Raw genomic sequence first — 20,391 nt, forward strand, 5'->3', positions numbered from 1 at the left:
AGTTTTGAGCATCTCACGTTTTTCTTGTTCAAGGTGCTATAATCCAAGTCCTTTCTTTTTGGGTTTTACGATGGTTCGTGGAGGTGGATTAACGGTTACATTCTGCCACTTACCGCATAGGTAATCGTTCAGGTCTTTATGTCCGTTGTAGTTGTCGGAGAAGTCCCTGATACGACCGCTGAACTCTCTTGCCAATTCCAAGTAGGCATTTCTTCCAGCCTCGTCATTGTCAAGCAGGCAGTGGATGCGCTCGTACCCATGCAGCACATCCATTGCTTTGGAAACATTGGCAACCGAATTGAGAACGACATAATCCTGCCCATCAAGATTGGGCATGGTCGGGCAGTTCTTCATCCGCAACGTGAGGAAGGACAGATAGTCCATCATACCCTCGAACACGAGACACTTCTCTTGCTGTTCTCCTTGCTGGCGTATATAACTGATGTCTTTGGGTGCGATGCAACCCTTGAAAAAACGGTTACGCACTTCATATCCTCCGGCAACATTGGGAAAGCCGATGGCGAAATAGGGCTTGCCGTTATGGATGAAGTGCAGCTCCTTACATTCCAGCCTTGCCAAGTTGATGTTTATTCCCCTTTCCTGCAAATAACGGAGCAATGCAGGATGGGTAAGTTCTCCCACCTCCAAATGCTGGAAACTCGGTTCGGATGCTTGCTGGCGAAAAGAGAAAGATACGGAACGGATGTGCGGTACTCGCTCCGCTATCTTGTTGAGCAAGTAGGGCACATAGTCGGATGCGTATAGTTCCTCTGCCAAAGCGATGATGTTACCGCCTTTGCCAAGCCCGTAATCGAACCACAGGTTACGGTCGGTGTTCACTTTGAACGAGGCTTCCGTTTCCTCCCGGAATGGTGATTTGTACCAAAGGCTGTTGCCTTGCTGTTTGACGGGCGTGTAGCCCAAACTTTGCAGATAGTCTGCAATTCTGATTTGTTTTGCTTCTTGGATGTTCATGGTTTATTCTTTCTACGGATTTGATGATGAGTGTAATAATGTTGATTTGATGAATGACACATATATTATGCTGTATGTTAAGGCTTTATTTCCTCAACATCTTCTCAACAAACCACTCACAAAAAGAGAATCCAACAAAGGATGCTGTTGTTTTCTCAACATTTCTTTTCGATTGTTGAGCATTTGTTGAGAGTGTATGTTGTTTGTTTTCAGCATGGTTATATACTTATTCAACAATTCAACAAAAAAAGAATGATGTTACAGGGAGTCAAGTTGCTTCCTTGTGACTGTATAGAACCGTCCAACTCTCTTAATCGGCTCATAACGGCACTCCCGATTGTAATTAAATTGGTAGGTCGTATAGGTAAGTCCGTTGGATGCCGGAGTAAGTTTCCAACACTCTTGCAGCACTTTCCGTACTTGGTACTTCTCCACCTTTACCTGTGAGTGTACCAGCAAAAGAAGAAGGTCGTTGTAACAGAACGAGAATGTGTCCGTACCGACACTGTCCATGATGTCAAGGATAAGTTCGTGTATCTCTATCTCCAATCGGTTGCGGTTGCTGCGGATAATCTTCCGCAAGGCTTCGGTATGCAACAACGAGGGTGCAAACCACATACGGCTTTCTTTTTCGGTGGATAGCTGTCTGTGTTGCAGGAAATGGAGAAAGGCAGGTATCTCCGCTTTCAGCTTTTGCAGGAAGTCGGTATCATCGGACTGCAAGCGGTCTATCTTGCGTACCCAATAGCGTGTTTCTCCTGCATCTATGATTACGGGCAGATACTCGTTGTTGGAGCACAGCACAAACTTGGCAAAGAACGCTATCTCGTCACGGTCTTTGCCTTTGGCTTCCACTTTATAGGATAGAGTTGTACTGAGGTTCTTCAACCGCTCGCTGTCCTCCCTGCGGTTGAGCAGCACTTCATCCACCACGATAAGGAGTTTTCCTGCCCAATCGGAATTGAACTGGCTGCGGAAGTCCTCGTTGGTGTTGAACGTGACATTGTTCTGAAAGAGGGCTTTCAGAAAGTTCAGGAACGTGCTCTTGCCCGTATTGCGTTCTTCCGATATCAACAGCAGGATGGGCAGTTTTTGTACGGGTTGCAGGTAGAGCAGTTGCAGATAGTCCATTCCTAACTCGTATTGCTCCCCGAAAATGTGGCGAACCAATGATTGGATGCAGGGAAACTCGCCTTGCTGTGGACAATGCTCTATCGGCTCATAGAGGTTGAGAAACTTGTCCACCACGGGACGATAATCCACATGGTTTGGGACTGTACAGAAACCGTCATACTTCGGCACGGTGGCGAGATAGTCCTTGCCATAGTCCTGCCGTAGTGTCTCGTTGTTCCACACAATGCGTTTCCTCACATAGCCACCGTTCAGACGGGGCTGGTTCACTAACTTGTAGAGGGTTGTACCCACTCGGATAAACTCCTCCTTTTCGTTCTTTGTTTTTGTCATTTACATTTCGCTTAAATCGTTAATAGTTAATCAAGTGCAAAGCTACGGCAAGTCACGCGAAAGCCTGATAAGCAAATCACAGCAGAACGGCGCAAAATTTACACGGAATGAAAAACTTGCTGCGAATTGCACAGGAAGCAGGTAAAGAGCATATAAAGCAAACCCGAAAAAGCATCCGTTACAGGTCTGCTTCTTCGGGCTTTTGTTGGTAATACGTATTATTGGTAAAACAGCAATACGTTAGTTCAACTGAATACTAATACGTTTTACCAACTGAGTGTTTTATCAGCAATCAATTGACAGATAAAGATTTGTCGGTTTCATGATTTCATGTCGTCACATTATTGGATTTTATGCCTGATAATTAGAAGCCTTTGTCCCGTTACTGCCCAGCGAAAAGAAGAAGGTTGTTTTCTCTTTTCGCAAGTACATCCTTTTAAGAATGGCATTGCGCATTTGTTCCGCACCGAAACTATTGATACGGAAAGCAAGCGCAACTATCATCGTGAGACTGAATACATTTGCATGATAGCCGTTTTCCAATCTGATATACTTCTGAACCTCGTATTCTTTCAATGCTCCACTTTTATATATGGCTCTGATGGAAGCTCGGAATGTGGGGGCAATTACTCCGAATAAATCGCCAAGTTCCTGTTCGCTCATCCAAATGTCTGTGACATTGTCCGGCATTATGATATTGCCGGATTCACTCATTGTTATAATACTTCTTTTCATAAGCCATTCTTTATATGGTGAAATGTCCGCTAACCTTATCTTCAAAAGCAGAAATGTCGTTTTCAAGTTTCGTGTTGGTCACTTTTGCATAAATCTGCGTAGTAGTGATATTTGTATGTCCGAGTATTTTGCTGACACTTTCTATTGGCATACCATAATTAAGGGCTAAAACAGCGAAGGAATGCCGGCTCAGGTGAAATGAAATGTTCTTTTCTATTCCACACATTTTTGCCACAGTCTTGATGCGCCTATTTACCATGTCGTAAGAATTTATGTTGAACAAATTCTTACCATTTCTGAATGGCTTATTTCGCTCAATTATTTGAGCGGGAATGTCCATCAGCTTGATTTGAAACGGCACACCTGTTTTCTGCCTTTTGGATACAATCCAACGTGAGCCATTCAGTTCCACGATATTGTCTGTGGTGAGATTTTTGATGTCCACGAATGATATACCCGTCCAGCATCCGAAAATAAAAATGTCCCTTGCAATAGCGAAATTGGCATTTTCCAATTCGATTGTACTCATGGCTTTGATTTCGTTCTCTGTCAAGAAGCCACGTTCCTTATGGTCAGGATTCACATGATATTGTGCAAATGGATTTCTCGGTATCTTCCCGTGGTAATGAGCGGAAGTTACGATATGCTTCAATGGTATGGAATATATCCATACGGAAGATTGGGCAAGTCCGACCTCGTTACGTAGATACAGACAATAATCATGGATAAACTCTTCCGTCAGTTCATTCATCCCCATATCCGAACGCTTATAATGGTTTTTCATAAATTCGGCGACATATTTCCTTACGGTAAGATATTTACGGTATGTACGCTCCGAACGGTCTTTCCCAACACGTTTGGCAAAATCCGCATTCATCTTATCAAAGGCACGTAACACCGTTTCATACTCTGTGCCGATACCTTGATAGGCATTGCGTACCATTTCGGCAGTTACAAATGCCTCCCGGTCAGAAAGCCGCTGGTAATGCTTTGCTATCTGCGCCTTGATATTATCAAGCGCATGATTAACATCCATAGACTTACGGCTCTTACCTTTAGCCCGATTAGCTTTGGCATCCCATAACTCCTTGGATATACTCTGTTTACAACTGAACTGAGCAATCGTCCCATTGATGGTAACCCGTCCCATGATAGGGACAATTCCACTCTTCTCTTTGCTTCCATTTACATAGAAGACAGTCTTAAATGTACTTCTCATAATCCTTGCTTTTTGTTTGGTGCAAAATTAAATCATGAGAGTCATAAGGGCAGAACGCAAACCTACGCAGAACGCAGAAAAATAGGAAGTTAGTGTTAAAAGTGCATTTGATACGAGGTAATGGTTTGGAAGCATAACAACTTCTATATTCTGCTCAGACCATGTCTTCACTACTTATGCCACTTGAAGCCACTTTATGCCAAACACCATTGATGGTCAGTACATTCTCTATGTTTTGCTCATATTTTCATTTTTAAGTGACATTTTTTATTAAAATTCACCAACATGAATTTTGTTTCAAAGATACACTAGAATGGCAAACTCTTCCTATCAACTTTATATTCGCTGACAAGAAGAGCTTGTCGTTTTATGAATTTACAATGTATACCTTATCGGATGCTTACCATAATAATCCCTCATAAAAAGGAGTATGCTTTTCGGCATACCCCTTTCTATTAAAACAGACAAAGCTCTCTTTCACACAACCCATTCAAAGGTATTAATCAGCCCAAAACGTCTCAGATCTAGGAAATATAGGGAATCCTGTCATCCTGTCATTCTGATCTGGTCTACGCCGCTTCCACCAAGGATGATCCTTTGTCTCTTTCTGCCATTCCACAAGTAGTTTCGCCAACTTCTTACAGTCTACCGCATAAGGGAGACGATCGGCCACATTCTCCAACTCATTGGGATCTTTCTTTAAATCATAGATCTCGACCATAGCCCTTGGAGCTACGAATATCTGAGACTGTTCAGGTTTCAAAGTCCCATTTCGCTGATTTTGTTTCAACTCAAACCAGCTTAAACTAGAGCTTAAATCCATTGCCGTACCATGCGGAATATCGTAATACGCATTATAAATCAGTTTGATATTCTCCGTGCGGATACAACGAATATACTCGTCCGTGTCATGCCAATTCCGCTCCGAGAAGATATAATCACGTCCCCTCAATGACGGATCAAACAACAGCTTGCGAAAGCTCTTACTATAAACGCACTCATCCATCCGTACTCCAGCAAAATCCAACAACGTAGCCGCCAAATCCACCGTGCTGACCAACCCATTAGAATGCACCTTATTCTCAGGGATCATACCCCTCCACATAAACACCAGAGGAGTCTGTATGCCTGAATCATATAAAGAACCCTTACAACGGGGGAATGGCATTCCGTTATCACTCAAAAAGACAATAATGGTATTCTCCATCAGCTTTTTCTTCTCCAAGACGGAGATCATCCGACCTATATGCCCGTCCATACGAGTAATCTCATCATAATAATCCGCCAGATCCCGCCGTGTATCCGCTCCATCCACCAAATAAGGAGGAACCTTCACTCTTGAAGGATCATTCTCCTGAGGGCAGACATCACGGAAATAAGGACGGTGGCAATCATGGAATCCTACCCAAAGAAAAAACGGATGATCAGCACTATCATCAATAAATCGCTCGTAATTCCGAAAGGTCTCTTCGGACAAATCCCCACCATTGGGAAGATACGTTCCCGAGATCATCCGATCAAACTGCTTATCCCCATTGGAACCCCAATGAGTTTTCAACATAGAGCCCGTAAAATATCCTGCCTCCTTAAAATAGGAGGGCATCATACGAGTCGATTCATCGATCGGCATATGCAAATCCTCTGTCCCAATCGTATGGGCAAACATACCTGTCATCATACTGGTTCTAGATGGACTGGACTGCGGTGATGTCAAAAACGCATTTTGAAAACGGACTCCCTGCTTTGCAATTCTGTCTATATTCGGAGCTTTAATTGCCAAATTACCATAACAACCAAAGTCCATGCCTGCATCATCCGCTATGAACACCACGATATTGGGTTTCTCTTGAGCAAATAACAAGTTTCCAGAGCCCAAAACTCCACTAAATATCAAAAGTGAATTAAAACATGTATTTCTCATAATATTCTTATATTATTAATAACCTGGATTCTGAGTTAATTCTGGATTAATATCCTTTTCAACCAAAGGTATAGGAAATAACAGACTATTTTCAGATAAACTGATTCCCTTTGCATTAAATACCTCTAACGCCCGGTTAGTCCTTACCAAATCAAAAAAACGATGGAACTCAAAAGCCAATTCAACTCGTCTCTCATGCTCTACAGCCAACGCCAAATTATTATACTTTTTTGGATACGAATCACTTCCATATAAAGGAAGTCCTGCTCTAGCACGAACTTGATTCAAATAAGTTGCATCTCCTGTCAACTCCGAATACAATAATAAAATATCAGCATAACGAATAATCTCAAAGTTTTGTCCAGGGTTTTGCCAATCAGGATCATAGAACTTGCAAGTATAAGGATGATCAACCCAAATATTAGCACCTTCATCTTGATAACCTGGGACAATAGAGAGATTCATACGAGGATCATTTTCTTCATATTCTGCCAAAAGATCTTTACTTGGAGTATTTTTACCTCCTCCTCTAAAAGTGTCAGAAGAACCAGGTAAATGAAAAGACCAAAGAAAAGGAGTATATTGATTTTGATGTTCCGCATTTACATTGTCTACGCCCGACAAAAATTGAGCCTCCAGAATAGACTCTTTACAATTTTTTGTAGATGGGGCAAACAAATACGCATAATCTTCAACATCAACTTTTCCATCATTATTAGCATCCAAACTATATCTTTCAGAATCAATAATTCGTTTTAATTCTATTTTAGCAGAATCTTTATCCCCACGAATCAAATAAATTTTAGCCAAAATAGAAGATGCTGCATAAGTTGTTATTCTGCCAACATCCTTACCTTCATATGACTTAGGTAAATATTCCTTACAAAACAGTAAATCTGCTATAATCTGAGAATATATTTGATTTTTATCTTCACGCAAATAAGAATAACTCTCAGAAACAGTAACAGGTTTTAATAAGAAAGGTACATCACCAAACGCTTGAATCAAATTAAAATATATCAATGACCTAACAAAAATAAGTTCTGCTTTAATTCTATTCAAAAACTCATCAGACGTAAAAGAGACAGATGTATTTTCCAACCGATATAATACATCGTTAATTATTGAGATGCCATTATAAGCAGTTCGCCACGCTGATAGTATTGTTCCATTATCTGATTTAATTTTATGAAGCACTATATCTTCCGTATACGTATTTCCTCCATCTGTAAAAATCACACATACATTATCAGAGAATCGTTCTCCAAACAAATCAGGTAGCCCATTCGCATTATAGATCCGACATAATTGCCTATAAGCATCATTAGCCGCCAACGACAATTCTTCTTCGGTATTATAATAATTACCTTCTGTTAAATTTGTCTCGGGATAAAGCTCTAACTGATCACTACAAGAGACCATGACAGCCATTACGATTAACAAAATATACTTTTTCATCACATTATGAATTAAAATCCAACATTAACACCAAAAGAAAAAACTTTAGAAGATGGATATATATTTCCCATCACACCTCTTGCAGAAGCATCTGAGGCATCCCCTCTAAACGACTCAGGATCCCAAACATCAGTACCAGTTATCGTAAATAAGTTCAAGGCATTAAAATAAAATCTCACAAATTGCAAACTTGCTATTTTCGAAATATTTTTTGGAAGTGTATAACCAAAAGTTAAACTCTTCAACCTAATATAAGATGTCCGGTCAATCCACAAACTTGATCCTCTCTTTTCATATTCTCCTAAGTCTACAGACAATCTGTAATGCTCACCATCACCAGGATTTTCCTCCGAACGCCATCTATTTGTAACTTCTTTCAAAAAATTTCGACCTTCATGATACATCAACGAACGATGAGCATTATCATCATATATCGCAAAATCATGAGCACCCTGGAACAAAAAACTCAAATCAAAATCTTTATACTTAAAGTTATTTGTAAATCCCCAAATAAATTTCGGATTAGGATCTCCAATAAGAGTTCTATCACCTGCATCTAATACACCATCCTTATTTACATCTACGTATCGACCATCTCCAGGTCTTGCAGTTTTATAATGCGCTGGATCAGCATCGATCTCTTTTTGGCTCATATAAACACCATCATATTGGTATCCATAAAAATTGAACACAGAGTGACCAACCTCATTAATTTTTTGCATTCCACCAAAACTACTTGGAGTAAAGATCATAGAAGCATCACTTGGCCCTAATTCAAGAATCTTATTTTTATTTTTTGATATATTGAAATTCGTACTCCATGAAAAATCTTTATTGTCAATATTTTGAGTAGTTATATTAAATTCAACACCTTTATTCTCCAATTTACCGATATTTGTAAATATAGAAGAATAACCTGTTATAGCAGGAACTGGAACATTCAACAACAGTCCATCTGATGTCGAATAATAATAATCTAATCCTACTTGTATACGACTCTTCAACACTCCCCAGTCTAATCCCACATTTAACTGTTGTGTACGTTCCCATTTCAAATCAGGATTAGTTATATTGGATGGATAATATGAAGTTGTTAAATTATTTCCAAAAGCAATTTTAGATTGATTTAATTTCGCCACCCAAACATAATCTTGAAAATGGTCATTTCCTGTCAATCCATAACTAACTCGCAATTTTAACATATTAATCCAATCCATTTTTTTCATAAAATCCTCTTCCGTCACTAACCATCCTAAAGAAATAGAGGGAAAATTTCCCCATTTATTATTCGGAGCAAAACGAGAGGAGCCGTCACGACGGAAAGCTGCAGAAAGCATATATCGACCTTTATAGTTATAGTTTACTCTTGCAAAATAAGACATCAATGTATTCTTTGTGATTACATCACTTGAAGACAAAACGGTCTTTCCCGCACTTAACGCATGCAATAAATCATTATCATAGTCCCTTCTTGACTGACTAGTCTTATAATAGTCATTTTTATTAAATTCAAATCCTAACAAGAATGAAAATTCATGATTACCCCAAGATTTATCATACGTCAATAGATCCTGAAATGTATAATTCCACTTTCTAGCTTGATCAACTGTCATTTGTCCTTGAGTATAATAAGCCTCTCCTAAGTCATGATCTTTTGCCTCATAATTATTATAATCATTCCTTTTTAAATAATAATTAAAAGAAGATTTAAACTTCAGTCCAGGTAATAAATTTAATGACACATAAGCACTTCCTATCGTATTTAGAATTTGCCGATTTGCATCATTATTTTTCATATAAAGAGGATGGCCCATATTCGGTCTAAAAAGGATTGTATTATATTTTTCGAAACCAGGGAGATATGAATTACAACCAAGAAGACCATTCTCCGCATATACAGGGAAAACAGAAGGATATTGGACTGCCCACTCTGCTGTTCTCCAATAGACCTCTTTTTGATCTCCATAATTAAGACTCATATTGCCACCCACATCCAAATATTTATTTATATGAGTATTCAATTTAAGACTTAATGAGTACTTTTTATAATCAGAGTCTAATAAAATTCCTGCTTGATTGACATATCCAGCCGATATCAAGTAATCTGACTTTTCCGATTTACCCGAAATATTAGCATCTAATTTATGCATTGGTGCCGCATCAAATACGACATCTTGCCAATCAATATCATATAAACTTTCAGGATGCTCAAATGCTTCAGGCCATGTATATTTATATGCACCACGCACCTCTATTGTATTAGGTGCGTTAGGATCACCACCACTATCAACCCAACCATTTTGTGCGGCATCCATATAAGCCTCTGCGTACTCCCGACTATTCATGACATCAATTTTCTTTAACAATTTTTGAACACCAAACAAGTAATTAATATTTACTCGTGGTTTTTCTGTTTTTCCACTCTTGGTTGTAATCAAAACAACACCATTCGCACCACGAGATCCATAAATAGCCGCAGAAGAAGCATCTTTTAAAATTTCGATAGACTCAACATCAGCATTATTGATCAAATTCATATCATAATCAGGAACAGCAACTCCATCTATAACTACGAGAGGAGCACTACTTGCAGAAATAGAATTAACACCTCTAATCTGTATTGAAGATGAACTACCTGGTTCACCAGAGCCTCCTATCACCTGCACACCTGCAACTTTTCCATACAAAGACTGCCCCACTTCAACAGCAGGACGACCAACAACATCTTCATCCATCTTAACAGAACCAACAGAACCTGTTAAATGAGATTTCTTACTAACCCCATACCCCACTACTACGACCTCTTCCAAAGCCAAAGTATCTTCTTTTAAAGCAATAGTCAGAGTTGATTTACCCTCAACTGGGACATCTTGCACATTAAAACCGATAAAGGAAACAACCAATACTGCATTTTTCCCAACACTAATAGAGAACCTTCCATCTATATCCGTAATCGTCCCATTCGCAGTTCCTTTTTCCACGATATTCGCACCAATAACAGGTAAACCGTTTTCATCGACAACCGTACCAGTCACGATCTTTCCATCTTGTCCTTGACTAAGATTTTTCAAGGATAAGATCACATCCTTACCTACTACCTTATACCCGATACTCGAATCCTTAAACACATTCTCCAACACAGAAATGAGATCTTCATCCTCTATATCAACTGATATCACTCGACTGACATCAACCAGCTTACTATTATAAAAAAAGTGGAAATCAGTTTGACTTTCAATCAGTTCCAAAACTTCTTTTATAGATTGATCTGTCGCTTTAAAAGAAAGTGAGGTGCTTTGAGCATTTGTTGTCATAGCAAATGACATACTAATTGATAAACATACAAGAAATAAGGTCAACTTCATAATTCTTGATATTTTAGATACCAACCTGACAAACGCTGATTTATCTCCATCAAGTTGGAAATATAAATTATTCATCATATTTTTGTAATTGATTTAAGATTAAAAAATAAATTTCTTAGTCGGTTTAAAGACCTTCTATCAAATTGTTTCATATGGGAAGATGCTGGTAACATTTTCCCGTATGTTTTTTAGATAGACCAAGTCTACTTTCTTGTTCTTTATTCCATAGGCCCATATTATTTAATTGTTATACATTTTTCTTTATTTTCCTTTCCAAAGTATAACTCGAGTACGGTTAGTACCTTTGCTGTCATCTGTCTTCATATCTTCTATACGATAATCAATATTTGAAGATATTCTCAAATAGTCTAGTGTCTGAGATAGCAACCTATTATCTAAAATACCGGTTAAACAATAGCTTTTAATCTCCGCATCCTGAATCACAAATTCAACATTATAGTAATATGACAATTTTTTCAAAGCCTCAGGTAAAGGCGTATCCTTGAACATCAGTTTGCCATCCATCCATGCGGTTTCATACATCGTGTTTATTTTCATCACAGAAATTTCTTCTTTATCCAAGTTGCAAATCGCTTTTTCGGATGGTAGTAACGTCCTATGACTCACATTCCCTGATTTATTCTTCACCTCGAGATTTACGGAGCCCGTCACTAAAGTAGTCGAAATTATATTCTCATCCCCATAAGCTTGTATATTAAACTCCGTGCCTAAAACTCTAACCCTATGCTGATCTCCTGAAGTACTGACAATAAAAGGTTGTTTTTCGTTGTGAGTGACTTTAAAATAGGCTTCTCCTGATAAATATACTTTTCTTTCTTTTTGGTCATAAGACATCGGATAGGATAAAACACTACCCGAATTTAGATAAACAACAGTACCATCCGGTAAATTAAAGCGTGTACGGACTCCCGCATTTGCCTGAAGTGTTATAATTTGAGGATCTCCAAATTCAGAATCAGCCTTTCTATGGGAAAATAAGGTTGATAGTCCAATGATAGCAATTATACAAGCCGCAGCGACAGAGAACCTCTTCAGCCAATATGAACGAGTCCGTTTTGCTAATCGTTGTTCCAGCTTTTCGTAGGCAATCAATGGATTTCGGCTAGCGATCCGTTCCATCGCATTGTTCGCATAATATATACGGGCGGTCTGTAATAAGATCCTCTTATTATTTTCATCCGCTTCCAGCCAAGCTTCAATATAAGATTTTTCCTCATTGGAAGCTGTGTCCTTTATATACCGTAAAAGCATCATACCTTCCGGCTCTTGGAAATTAATATGTCTATTTTCAGTTTTCATTCTTATCTGTTTCTATAACTAAGACAATCCTGAAAGAACACACCCTTAACTAAAAAGCAATTTTTTTCAACTTTCTCATTTTTAGTCCAAGGTAACCGCATCAATTTTTTTTACGGAAGACCGTTAGACTTTTACTACTTACTTTCCCATTGGATATATACTTCATCAGTAAAGTAAGTAGTACTTCATCGGTAAAGTAAGTATATCTTGCGATAAGGATGTCCTAAAAGTGATATTTCGATGCGGTTACCCTAATTTTAACCTTGAATATCCAAGATAAAATATATCTTTGCTTACAGAAAAGAAAGGATGAAGAAGGTGCTATGGATGATTCTACTTTAATTGAACAAATACAATTAGGAAGTAAAGACGCTTTTAAACAGATGTTTATCAAATTTTATTCGCCGCTATGCGAATATGCTTCCCAATATGTTTCTGATGAGGATGCCGAAGAACTTATTCAGGAGCTAATGTTATTTATATGGGAAAACCGAAATTCCTTATTTGTAGAGATATCCTTGAAATCCTATCTTTTTATGGCTGTTAAGCATCGTTGCCTCAATGCGATCAAAAGGCAATTGTATCATGAGCGAGTACATAGCCTGATTTATGATAAGATTAAAGATCAATTTGAGAATCCTGATACCTATTTCGTAAACGAGCTTACAGAGAATATCACGAAAGCGATCGAAGAATTGCCTGAGAATTACCGGGAGACATTTAAACTTAGCCGATTCGGAGAGCAATCTAATCCCCAAATCGCAGAGGCCTTGGGGGTTTCTATCAAAACCGTGGAATACCGGATTACACAATCCTTGAAAATATTGCGGGTTAAATTGAAGGACTATTTACCTTTTATAATGTTCTTGTTCTAAGAATACTCTCCATAAATCCAAAGGCCTGCACGATTGTTAATAATATCAAATCCATAAAAGTTATATTAAACTATTTTGAGTGAACCTTGTCTATCTTTTCGTAATTGTAAACAATGTAATCCATATAGTTATGAAATCGGGAAAGTGCCTTTTGATGTTGTTGATGATCCTTTTTTCACCGATGGCTTTCGCACAGCAAAGCGGTGTTAATGTTACCGGATCTGTCGTTGAGCAAGGTAGTGATACCCCCATCGAGCAAGCAACGGTACGATTGCTGAACGTAAAAGACAGTGCCATGGTACGAGGTGTGGTGAGCGCCCGTAATGGTAGTTTTACCTTGAAAAACGTAAAGAAAGGAAGTTATTTACTACACATCACATTCATCGGATACGATCCATTGTACCAACCCTTGCAAATCACCGGAAAGAAAAATCCCGTAAACGTAGGTAAACTCGAATTAAGCGACGGAGCGATCGAGTTGGGAGAAGCCGTAGTTATAGGTAAGGCACCCGAGGTTATCGTTCGCAACGACACTGTGGAATACAACGCGGATTCTTATAAAGTAACCGAAGGCTCCGTTTTGGAGGATTTATTGAAAAAGATGCCCGGTGTGGAGGTAGATAGCGAAGGCAAGATCACCGTCAATGGAAAAGAGGTGAAAAAGGTAATGGTGGACGGAAAGGAGTTCTTCTCCGATGACCCGAAAGTGGCCTCCAAGAATCTTCCAGCCAAGATGATCGATAAATTACAGGTACTTGATAAAAAAAGCGATATGGCCCAAATGACTGGCTTCGACGATGGAGAGGAAGAGACCGTCATCAACCTAACCGTGAAACCCGGCATGAAGCAAGGTTGGTTTGGCAACGCATATGGCGGATACGGAAGTAAAGATCGGTATGAAGGCAACGCCATGGTCAATCGTTTCGTGAATAATGACCAGATCACGTTCATGGGGGGAGCGAATAACACGAATAATATGGGCTTTTCCGATCTAGCCTCAACAATGTTCTCCGGTATGGGAGGCGGTGGAGGCCGACGAGGAGGTTTCGGAGCGGGTAGCGGTATCACCTCTTCCGGAAACGCAGGTTTGAATTTCAGCAAGGAATTCAAGCCGGATAAACTAACTCTTGGGGGAAATACTCGTTATTCCCATTCCGACAATGACGCTCGTAGCAAGAGCGACCGGCAGAATATTCTTCCCGGAGATAGTTCCTCCTACGATAATAGCGAGGCGATGAGCCGTACGAAGAGCGATAACTTTGGCGTAGACTTTCGCTTGGAATGGAAACCGGACACGATGACTCAACTTATCTTCCGCCCGAGTTTCAGCCTCAGCCATAGCATGAATGACAATTTCAGTGATGCTACCACCTTGGATAACGAACGGGATACGGTCAATACCAACAAATCCAACAATTACTCGGAAAGTAACGGGTACAACCTAAATGCCAGCATCGATTTCAGCCGTAAGCTGAATAACAAAGGGCGTGTGTTCAGCGCCACCCTTTCCGGAGGCAATAGCGATTCGTACAGTGACGGCATGAACCGTTCCGACATCGTTTATTTCAACCAGACTGATGCCTTGAAGAATAGCATTATCGACCAGCGCTCACGTTACGACAACAAAGGTTTCAATTACCGGGCCTACGTATCGTGGGTAGAACCGATCGGGCATAATAATTTCATCCAAGCCACTTATAGCATCAGCCAACGGAAACAAGAAGCCTTGAAGAATGTTTACAACCAAGACGCTGATGGTATATATAATGTATTAGATTCCGCCTACAGCCAAAGCTATCGCAATAACTTTATCAGCCAGCGGGCCAGCTTGAGCTTCAAGTCTCAACGGGCAAAGTTCAACTACACGATCGGCTTGAATCTGGACCCATCCTATTCCAGCAGCGAGAATTTCGTTGGCGACACGACCTTATCCAAGATAACCCGTAAGGTGGTCAACCTCTCCCCGATGGCTCAATTCAACTATATGTTCGATAAGCGTACGAATCTTCGTATCATGTATAATGGCCGTACCAGCCAACCGAGCATGACTCAATTACAACCGGTAGCGGATATCTCGGACCCGACGAATATCACGATCGGTAACCCGGATTTGAATCCCCGCTATACGAACAACGTATTTATTCGTTTCCAACAGTTCACGCCGGAGAAACAACGGGCCTTCATGATCATGGCAAACGGTAGTTATATCATCAACGATATCGTAAGTTATACCTCTTATAACCAAGAGACAGGTGTAAAGACCACCACTTACAAAAACGTAAATGGCAACTATAGTGGCAACGTCCGTATGATGTTGAACACCCCCTTGAAGAATAAGAAATTCTCCATCAACTCCATGACAATGGCCTCGTTCGCTAATAGCAACGGATATATCAACGAGGAGAAGAATACGAACCTGAATCTCATATTGTCCGAACGTGGTGGTATCGACTTCCGCTCCTCTTATCTGGATCTAGGCGTAAACGGGAATATTCGTTACAATGCCACCAGCAACTCCCTGCAAAAGGAAAATAACCAAAACACCTTCAATTACGGAGCCGGCGGTTACACGACAATCTATCTGCCCCTCAATTTCAAGATAGAGAGTGACGTGAACTGGTCTACCAACTCTGGCTACGGGGACGGATTCAAACAGAACGAAGTCCTATGGAATGCCTCAGCCTCCAAGTCTTTCTTAAAGAATAACCAAGGGACGCTCCGTTTCAAGATCTACGACATCCTGCAACAACGAAGCAATATCTCCCGTTCCGTTACCGCTAGCTATATACAAGACTCAGAATATAACACGCTAGGCAGTTATTTCATGGTACACTTCATCTATCGGTTCAGCATCTTCAAAGGCGGAGCCAGTGCCAGCGACGTGAAAACGCCGGGTAGAAGCGGACGGGGAAGAGGTCCGATGGGTCCTCCTCCGGGACATCGATTTTAATCCCCTAAGTGGAGACTTTATAAAGTCCGGGCGAAACAAAGAACGCATCGGACTTGTTTTTACTTAGGATAATATATAAAAAACTTAGGATAAAATAACGCTAACTAGCGCATTAACAGCGGAGTTTCAATGCTTAGCTAGCATACATCCTCTATGTTCACAAAGCATTATTAACATTTTAAACGGATTATTTTTACCTTTTTTGTGTAAATATTAAACTAAAACATACGTTATTTGTTGCAATATTAAGAGAAAGATATTGATATGAGGAAGTCGACAATTTGGTTGCTTGCGGTAGTTATGGCTTTTGCCTTCGCCGGGTTATTATACCTACAGGTAAACTATGTGAGCATTATACTTAAGACACGCAGCGAACAGTTCAATGAGACTGTCAAAAGAAGCCTGCGCCAAGTATCTAAGAATCTGGAATTGGATGAGACCCGTAAATACCTCGAGGATGATATCAACCGGGATGAGACAAATTTCATGTATCAAAATGCCCCGGATGCCCAAAGCCTAGGACAAGTGATCAACCATGAGAAATACCAATTACAGATCAAGGATTCTAATGGAACCGTTCAACAAATAGAGATGCAAAGTTTTAGCGCCCATAAGTTCGAGCCGCTCTCTTCCTTGTCAAAACGGCAGTCTGCCAACAGCATCGTAAACACATCTAAAGATTTACAGAAGACACTAAAAAGACGTTACCAGTACCAAGGTGGACTGATAGAGGAGGTGATTTACAACATCTTATACACCGCGAATCTAAAGCCGATCGAGGAACGTATAGATTTTAAAAAGCTGAACAATTACTTAAAAACAGAATTTATTAACAACGGTTTGAACTTGCCGTTTGTGTTTTCTGTTATTAACAAAGATGGAAATGTAGTATACCAGAGCGGAGAATTCCAAAAGCAACCGATCGCCTCTGACGTGATCACCCAAGTGCTTTTCCCGAACGATCCCCCATCGAAACTAAACTACCTGAGAGTTTATTTTCCGACGAAAGGGGATTATATCTCAAGCTCTATTACTTTCATCGTTCCATCGGTTATATTCTCATTGATCCTGTTGATAACCTTCGTCTTCACGATTTACATCGTATTCCGTCAGAAGAAGTTATCCGAGATGAAAAACGACTTTATCAACAACATGACGCACGAGTTGAAGACACCGGTATCCACGATCTCGCTCGCCGCTCAGATGTTGAAGGATTCGGATATAACGAAGAGTCCGGACGTATTCAAGCATATATCCGGCGTAATCAACGACGAGACGAAGCGATTGAGCTTCTTGGTCGAGAAAGTGCTACAGATGTCTTTGTTCGAACGACAGAAAGCAGCGCTTAAATTGAAAGAAATTGACGCGAATGATTTGGTAGCGAACGTGGCTAACACCTTCGTTTTAAAGGTCGAGAAGTACGGCGGTACAATGGATATAGACCTGCAAGCTACAGAATCGGATATATATGTGGATGAAATGCATATCACCAATGTATTGTTCAACTTGATGGACAATGCGGTTAAATACCGCCGCCCGGAAGTTCCGCTTACATTGATGGCACGCACTTGGAACGAGAACGGAAAGCTGTTGATCTCCGTGGAAGATAATGGTATCGGTATCAAGAAAGAATATCTGAAAAAGGTATTCGACCGTTTCTTCCGCGTACCGACAGGCAACGTACATGACGTGAAAGGGTTCGGCCTCGGACTCGCTTACGTACGCAAAATTATTGAGGACCACAAAGGTACGATCCGTGCTGAAAGTGGTGCCGGAAACATTGGAACAAAATTTATTATTACTTTACCTCTTATAAAAAGTTAGTTATGGAAGAAAAACTAAAGATCTTCTTTTGTGAAGACGATGAGAATTTAGGAATGCTTTTAAGAGAATACTTACAAGCTAAAGGGTATGTAACGGACCTATTCTCTGACGGAGAAGCCGGATACAAAGGTTTTACCAAAGGTAAATACGATCTTTGTGTGTTGGATGTCATGATGCCAAAGAAAGATGGTTTCACCTTGGCACAAGAAATTCGCTCTATCAATCCTGATATCCCTATTATCTTCCTTACAGCCAAGACTATGAAGGAAGACATCTTGGAAGGATTCAAGATCGGTGCGGATGACTACTTGACAAAACCGTTTAGCATGGAAGAGCTATTGCTTCGTATCGAGGCTATCCTTCGCCGTGTGAAAGGTAAGAAGATGAAAGATATTCCTTTCTACAAGTTAGGAAACTTCTTGTTCGATACCCAAAAACAAACGTTGGCTATCGGCGACAAGGTTACGAAACTTACTACGAAGGAATGCGAATTATTAAGCTTGTTGTGCGCCCACGCAAATGAGATCCTTGAGCGTAACTACGCCTTGAAGACAATCTGGGTAGACGATAACTATTTCAACGCTCGTAGCATGGACGTTTATATCACGAAATTACGTAAATTGTTGAAAGACGATCCGGGTATCGAGATCATCAACATCCACGGCAAGGGTTATAAATTAATCACTCCTTCCGGGGAGGAACAAGCCCGTGAGGAAGGCATACAAGTGCTTTAATTCACTTGAACAATAACGACAGAAAAGGCTGGCTTACATTTAGCCAGCCTTTTTTATACTTTCTTTCTTTTCCAGACTAAGAAGATCCCGAAAACGATCAATGTAACTAGTAGCCCCAAAAGTTGAGAAAAACCGGAGGAAAGACCAAACCCTTCCGGAGCTACAAAAATATAGGTAGAACATACCGCCGTCATGAATAAGGCGGGAATCAAGGTTATCACATATAATTTCATTGCTTGTACCAAATATACGGTTAAGGCCCATAGGGTAAATACTGCCAACGTCTGGTTACTCCATGCGAAATAACGCCAGATCATATCGAAGCCATCCTTATCTTTTTGACTATATAATAAGATTCCTATCGCAACGATAAACATGGGAATACAGATCATCAGACGTTTGACCACCGTTTTTTGCTCCATATGCAGGAAGTCTGCGACAATCAGACGAGCCGAGCGGAAAGCCGTATCGCCAGAAGTAATCGGAGCTGCTATCACACCCAGTATCGCTAATACACCTCCGACAGCGCCCAGCCACTCTTTTGTGATACTGTCTACTACGACAGCGGCATTGTTCTCCTCCATTCCGTTATTATGGAAGAAATACGTAGCGGCGGCGGCCCAGATCAAGGCTACGATACCTTCGGTAATCATCGCTCCGTAAAATACGGGACGGGCGTATTTCTCACTTTTCATGCAACGGGCCATCAATGGACTTTGGGTAGCATGAAAGCCAGAGATAGCGCCACAAGCGATACTAACAAACATGATCGGAAAAATAGGCAAGCCTCCCGGATGCATATTACTAAGTCCATCCGTAATCTCAGGTAACGGCGGCTGGTTAATAAATAACATAACCAAGATACCTACGGCCATAAATAGCAAAGCGATGGCGAATAATGGATAGATCTTTCCGATAATCTTATCAACAGGTAATAGAGTAGCCAGTATATAATAAATGAATACGACGATAATCCAGAACGTAGCATCTAGATATTCCGGAGTCAGTTTAGCCAGCAACCCTGCAGGCCCAGCTACGAAAACAGCACCCACCAAGATCATCAAGATAACCGTAAAGCCCCGCATAAATTGCTTAAAGTTGTTCCCCAGATACCGTCCGATCAATTCAGGAAGACTTTCTCCATCATGCCGCAACGAAAGCATTCCCGATAGGAAATCATGGGTAGCGCCCGCAAATATACTTCCCAATACGATCCAAAGGAAAGAAGCTACCCCAAATTTAGCCCCCATGATAGCGCCGAAAATAGGTCCCAGACCCGCTATATTCAAAAATTGGATCATGAAAATCTTCCAAGTAGGCAAGGGTATATAATCGACACCATCTTGTTTCGTGAAAGCGGGAGTAACCCGGGAGGGATCTACGCCAAACACCCGCTCGACAAATTTACCATACGTAAAATATCCAACGATAAGGGCTATCAGACAACATGTAAAAGTAATCATGGTTTTCTAAAGAATTAAATTGTCAAAGGAAAAGGTATATACGAGAAAACCGTACCAAGGGCATTCTAACGAGTAATTGTCAGAATGC

At 40.4% G+C, this 20,391-nt stretch carries 13 protein-coding genes; 4 read left to right on the plus strand and 9 right to left on the minus strand.

Going from position 1 to position 20,391, the window contains the following annotated elements; translation table 11 throughout:
* Positions 1 to 36: 36 nt before the first annotated feature.
* The 8 genes from DWX33_RS02040 to DWX33_RS02075 form a co-directional block, all read right to left on the minus strand.
* Positions 37 to 975: a toprim domain-containing protein gene (locus tag DWX33_RS02040; RefSeq protein ID WP_011967347.1), complete on the minus strand. Its 939-nt coding sequence runs from the start codon at positions 973 to 975 to the stop codon at positions 37 to 39.
* A 258-nt stretch (positions 976 to 1,233) separates the two neighbouring features.
* Positions 1,234 to 2,439 (minus strand): primase-helicase family protein, encoded by a 1,206-nt coding sequence (locus DWX33_RS02045; protein ID WP_122379752.1) that lies wholly within the window; start codon positions 2,437 to 2,439, stop codon positions 1,234 to 1,236.
* A 351-nt stretch (positions 2,440 to 2,790) separates the two neighbouring features.
* Complete coding sequence (locus tag DWX33_RS02050; protein ID WP_011967345.1) at positions 2,791 to 3,174, minus strand: hypothetical protein; 384 nt, start codon at positions 3,172 to 3,174, stop codon at positions 2,791 to 2,793.
* A gap of 10 nt (positions 3,175 to 3,184) precedes the next feature.
* The gene (locus tag DWX33_RS02055) at positions 3,185 to 4,396 is read right to left on the minus strand and encodes a site-specific integrase (protein WP_041525618.1); all 1,212 of its coding nucleotides are present in this window, start codon (positions 4,394 to 4,396) and stop codon (positions 3,185 to 3,187) included.
* A 496-nt stretch (positions 4,397 to 4,892) separates the two neighbouring features.
* Positions 4,893 to 6,314 (minus strand): sulfatase, encoded by a 1,422-nt coding sequence (locus tag DWX33_RS02060; RefSeq protein WP_070103461.1) that lies wholly within the window; start codon positions 6,312 to 6,314, stop codon positions 4,893 to 4,895.
* A gap of 15 nt (positions 6,315 to 6,329) precedes the next feature.
* Entirely contained in the window at positions 6,330 to 7,772 is a 1,443-nt protein-coding gene (locus DWX33_RS02065) for a RagB/SusD family nutrient uptake outer membrane protein (RefSeq protein ID WP_057328095.1), read from the minus strand.
* Positions 7,773 to 7,783: 11 nt separating this feature from the next.
* The gene (locus DWX33_RS02070; protein WP_057328094.1) at positions 7,784 to 11,215 is read right to left on the minus strand and encodes a TonB-dependent receptor; all 3,432 of its coding nucleotides are present in this window, start codon (positions 11,213 to 11,215) and stop codon (positions 7,784 to 7,786) included.
* A gap of 183 nt (positions 11,216 to 11,398) precedes the next feature.
* Positions 11,399 to 12,457 (minus strand): FecR family protein, encoded by a 1,059-nt coding sequence (locus DWX33_RS02075; protein ID WP_036613589.1) that lies wholly within the window; start codon positions 12,455 to 12,457, stop codon positions 11,399 to 11,401.
* Between the two features lie 323 nt (positions 12,458 to 12,780).
* Between DWX33_RS02075 and DWX33_RS02080 the strand changes: the two genes are divergently transcribed.
* From DWX33_RS02080 to DWX33_RS02095, 4 genes are all read left to right on the plus strand, one after another.
* A complete protein-coding gene (locus DWX33_RS02080) occupies positions 12,781 to 13,332 on the plus strand; it encodes an RNA polymerase sigma-70 factor (RefSeq protein WP_008773829.1) in 552 nt (183 codons plus the stop codon).
* Between the two features lie 130 nt (positions 13,333 to 13,462).
* The gene (locus DWX33_RS02085; protein WP_122379753.1) at positions 13,463 to 16,282 is read left to right on the plus strand and encodes a TonB-dependent receptor; all 2,820 of its coding nucleotides are present in this window, start codon (positions 13,463 to 13,465) and stop codon (positions 16,280 to 16,282) included.
* A gap of 264 nt (positions 16,283 to 16,546) precedes the next feature.
* Entirely contained in the window at positions 16,547 to 18,106 is a 1,560-nt protein-coding gene (locus DWX33_RS02090) for a sensor histidine kinase KdpD (RefSeq protein WP_005861390.1), read from the plus strand.
* A 2-nt stretch (positions 18,107 to 18,108) separates the two neighbouring features.
* Positions 18,109 to 18,840, plus strand: coding sequence for a response regulator transcription factor (locus tag DWX33_RS02095; protein WP_005861388.1), 732 nt, complete (start codon positions 18,109 to 18,111; stop codon positions 18,838 to 18,840).
* A 53-nt stretch (positions 18,841 to 18,893) separates the two neighbouring features.
* Here DWX33_RS02095 and DWX33_RS02100 read toward each other — a convergent pair whose 3' ends face one another.
* On the minus strand, positions 18,894 to 20,303 hold the full coding sequence (locus DWX33_RS02100; protein ID WP_122379754.1) for a carbon starvation protein A: 1,410 nt from the start codon (positions 20,301 to 20,303) through the stop codon (positions 18,894 to 18,896).
* Between the last annotated feature and the right edge of the window lie 88 nt (positions 20,304 to 20,391).

The sequence above is a fragment of the Parabacteroides sp. AF19-14 genome (assembly GCF_003635485.1).
Lineage (GTDB): Bacteria > Bacteroidota > Bacteroidia > Bacteroidales > Tannerellaceae > Parabacteroides > Parabacteroides distasonis.

What these genes read in the sequence shown, in the direction of transcription:
- DWX33_RS02040 (WP_011967347.1), bottom strand. Translation starts at nt 975, where the DNA reads ATGAACATCCAAGAAGCAAAACAAATCAGAATTGCAGACTATCTGCAA.
- DWX33_RS02045 (WP_122379752.1), bottom strand. Translation starts at nt 2,439, where the DNA reads ATGACAAAAACAAAGAACGAAAAGGAGGAGTTTATCCGAGTGGGTACA.
- DWX33_RS02050 (WP_011967345.1), bottom strand. Translation starts at nt 3,174, where the DNA reads ATGAAAAGAAGTATTATAACAATGAGTGAATCCGGCAATATCATAATG.
- DWX33_RS02060 (WP_070103461.1), bottom strand. Translation starts at nt 6,314, where the DNA reads ATGAGAAATACATGTTTTAATTCACTTTTGATATTTAGTGGAGTTTTG.
- DWX33_RS02065 (WP_057328095.1), bottom strand. Translation starts at nt 7,772, where the DNA reads ATGAAAAAGTATATTTTGTTAATCGTAATGGCTGTCATGGTCTCTTGT.
- DWX33_RS02070 (WP_057328094.1), bottom strand. Translation starts at nt 11,215, where the DNA reads ATGATGAATAATTTATATTTCCAACTTGATGGAGATAAATCAGCGTTT.
- DWX33_RS02075 (WP_036613589.1), bottom strand. Translation starts at nt 12,457, where the DNA reads ATGAAAACTGAAAATAGACATATTAATTTCCAAGAGCCGGAAGGTATG.
- DWX33_RS02080 (WP_008773829.1), top strand. Translation starts at nt 12,781, where the DNA reads ATGGATGATTCTACTTTAATTGAACAAATACAATTAGGAAGTAAAGAC.
- DWX33_RS02085 (WP_122379753.1), top strand. Translation starts at nt 13,463, where the DNA reads ATGAAATCGGGAAAGTGCCTTTTGATGTTGTTGATGATCCTTTTTTCA.
- DWX33_RS02090 (WP_005861390.1), top strand. Translation starts at nt 16,547, where the DNA reads ATGAGGAAGTCGACAATTTGGTTGCTTGCGGTAGTTATGGCTTTTGCC.
- DWX33_RS02095 (WP_005861388.1), top strand. Translation starts at nt 18,109, where the DNA reads ATGGAAGAAAAACTAAAGATCTTCTTTTGTGAAGACGATGAGAATTTA.
- DWX33_RS02100 (WP_122379754.1), bottom strand. Translation starts at nt 20,303, where the DNA reads ATGATTACTTTTACATGTTGTCTGATAGCCCTTATCGTTGGATATTTT.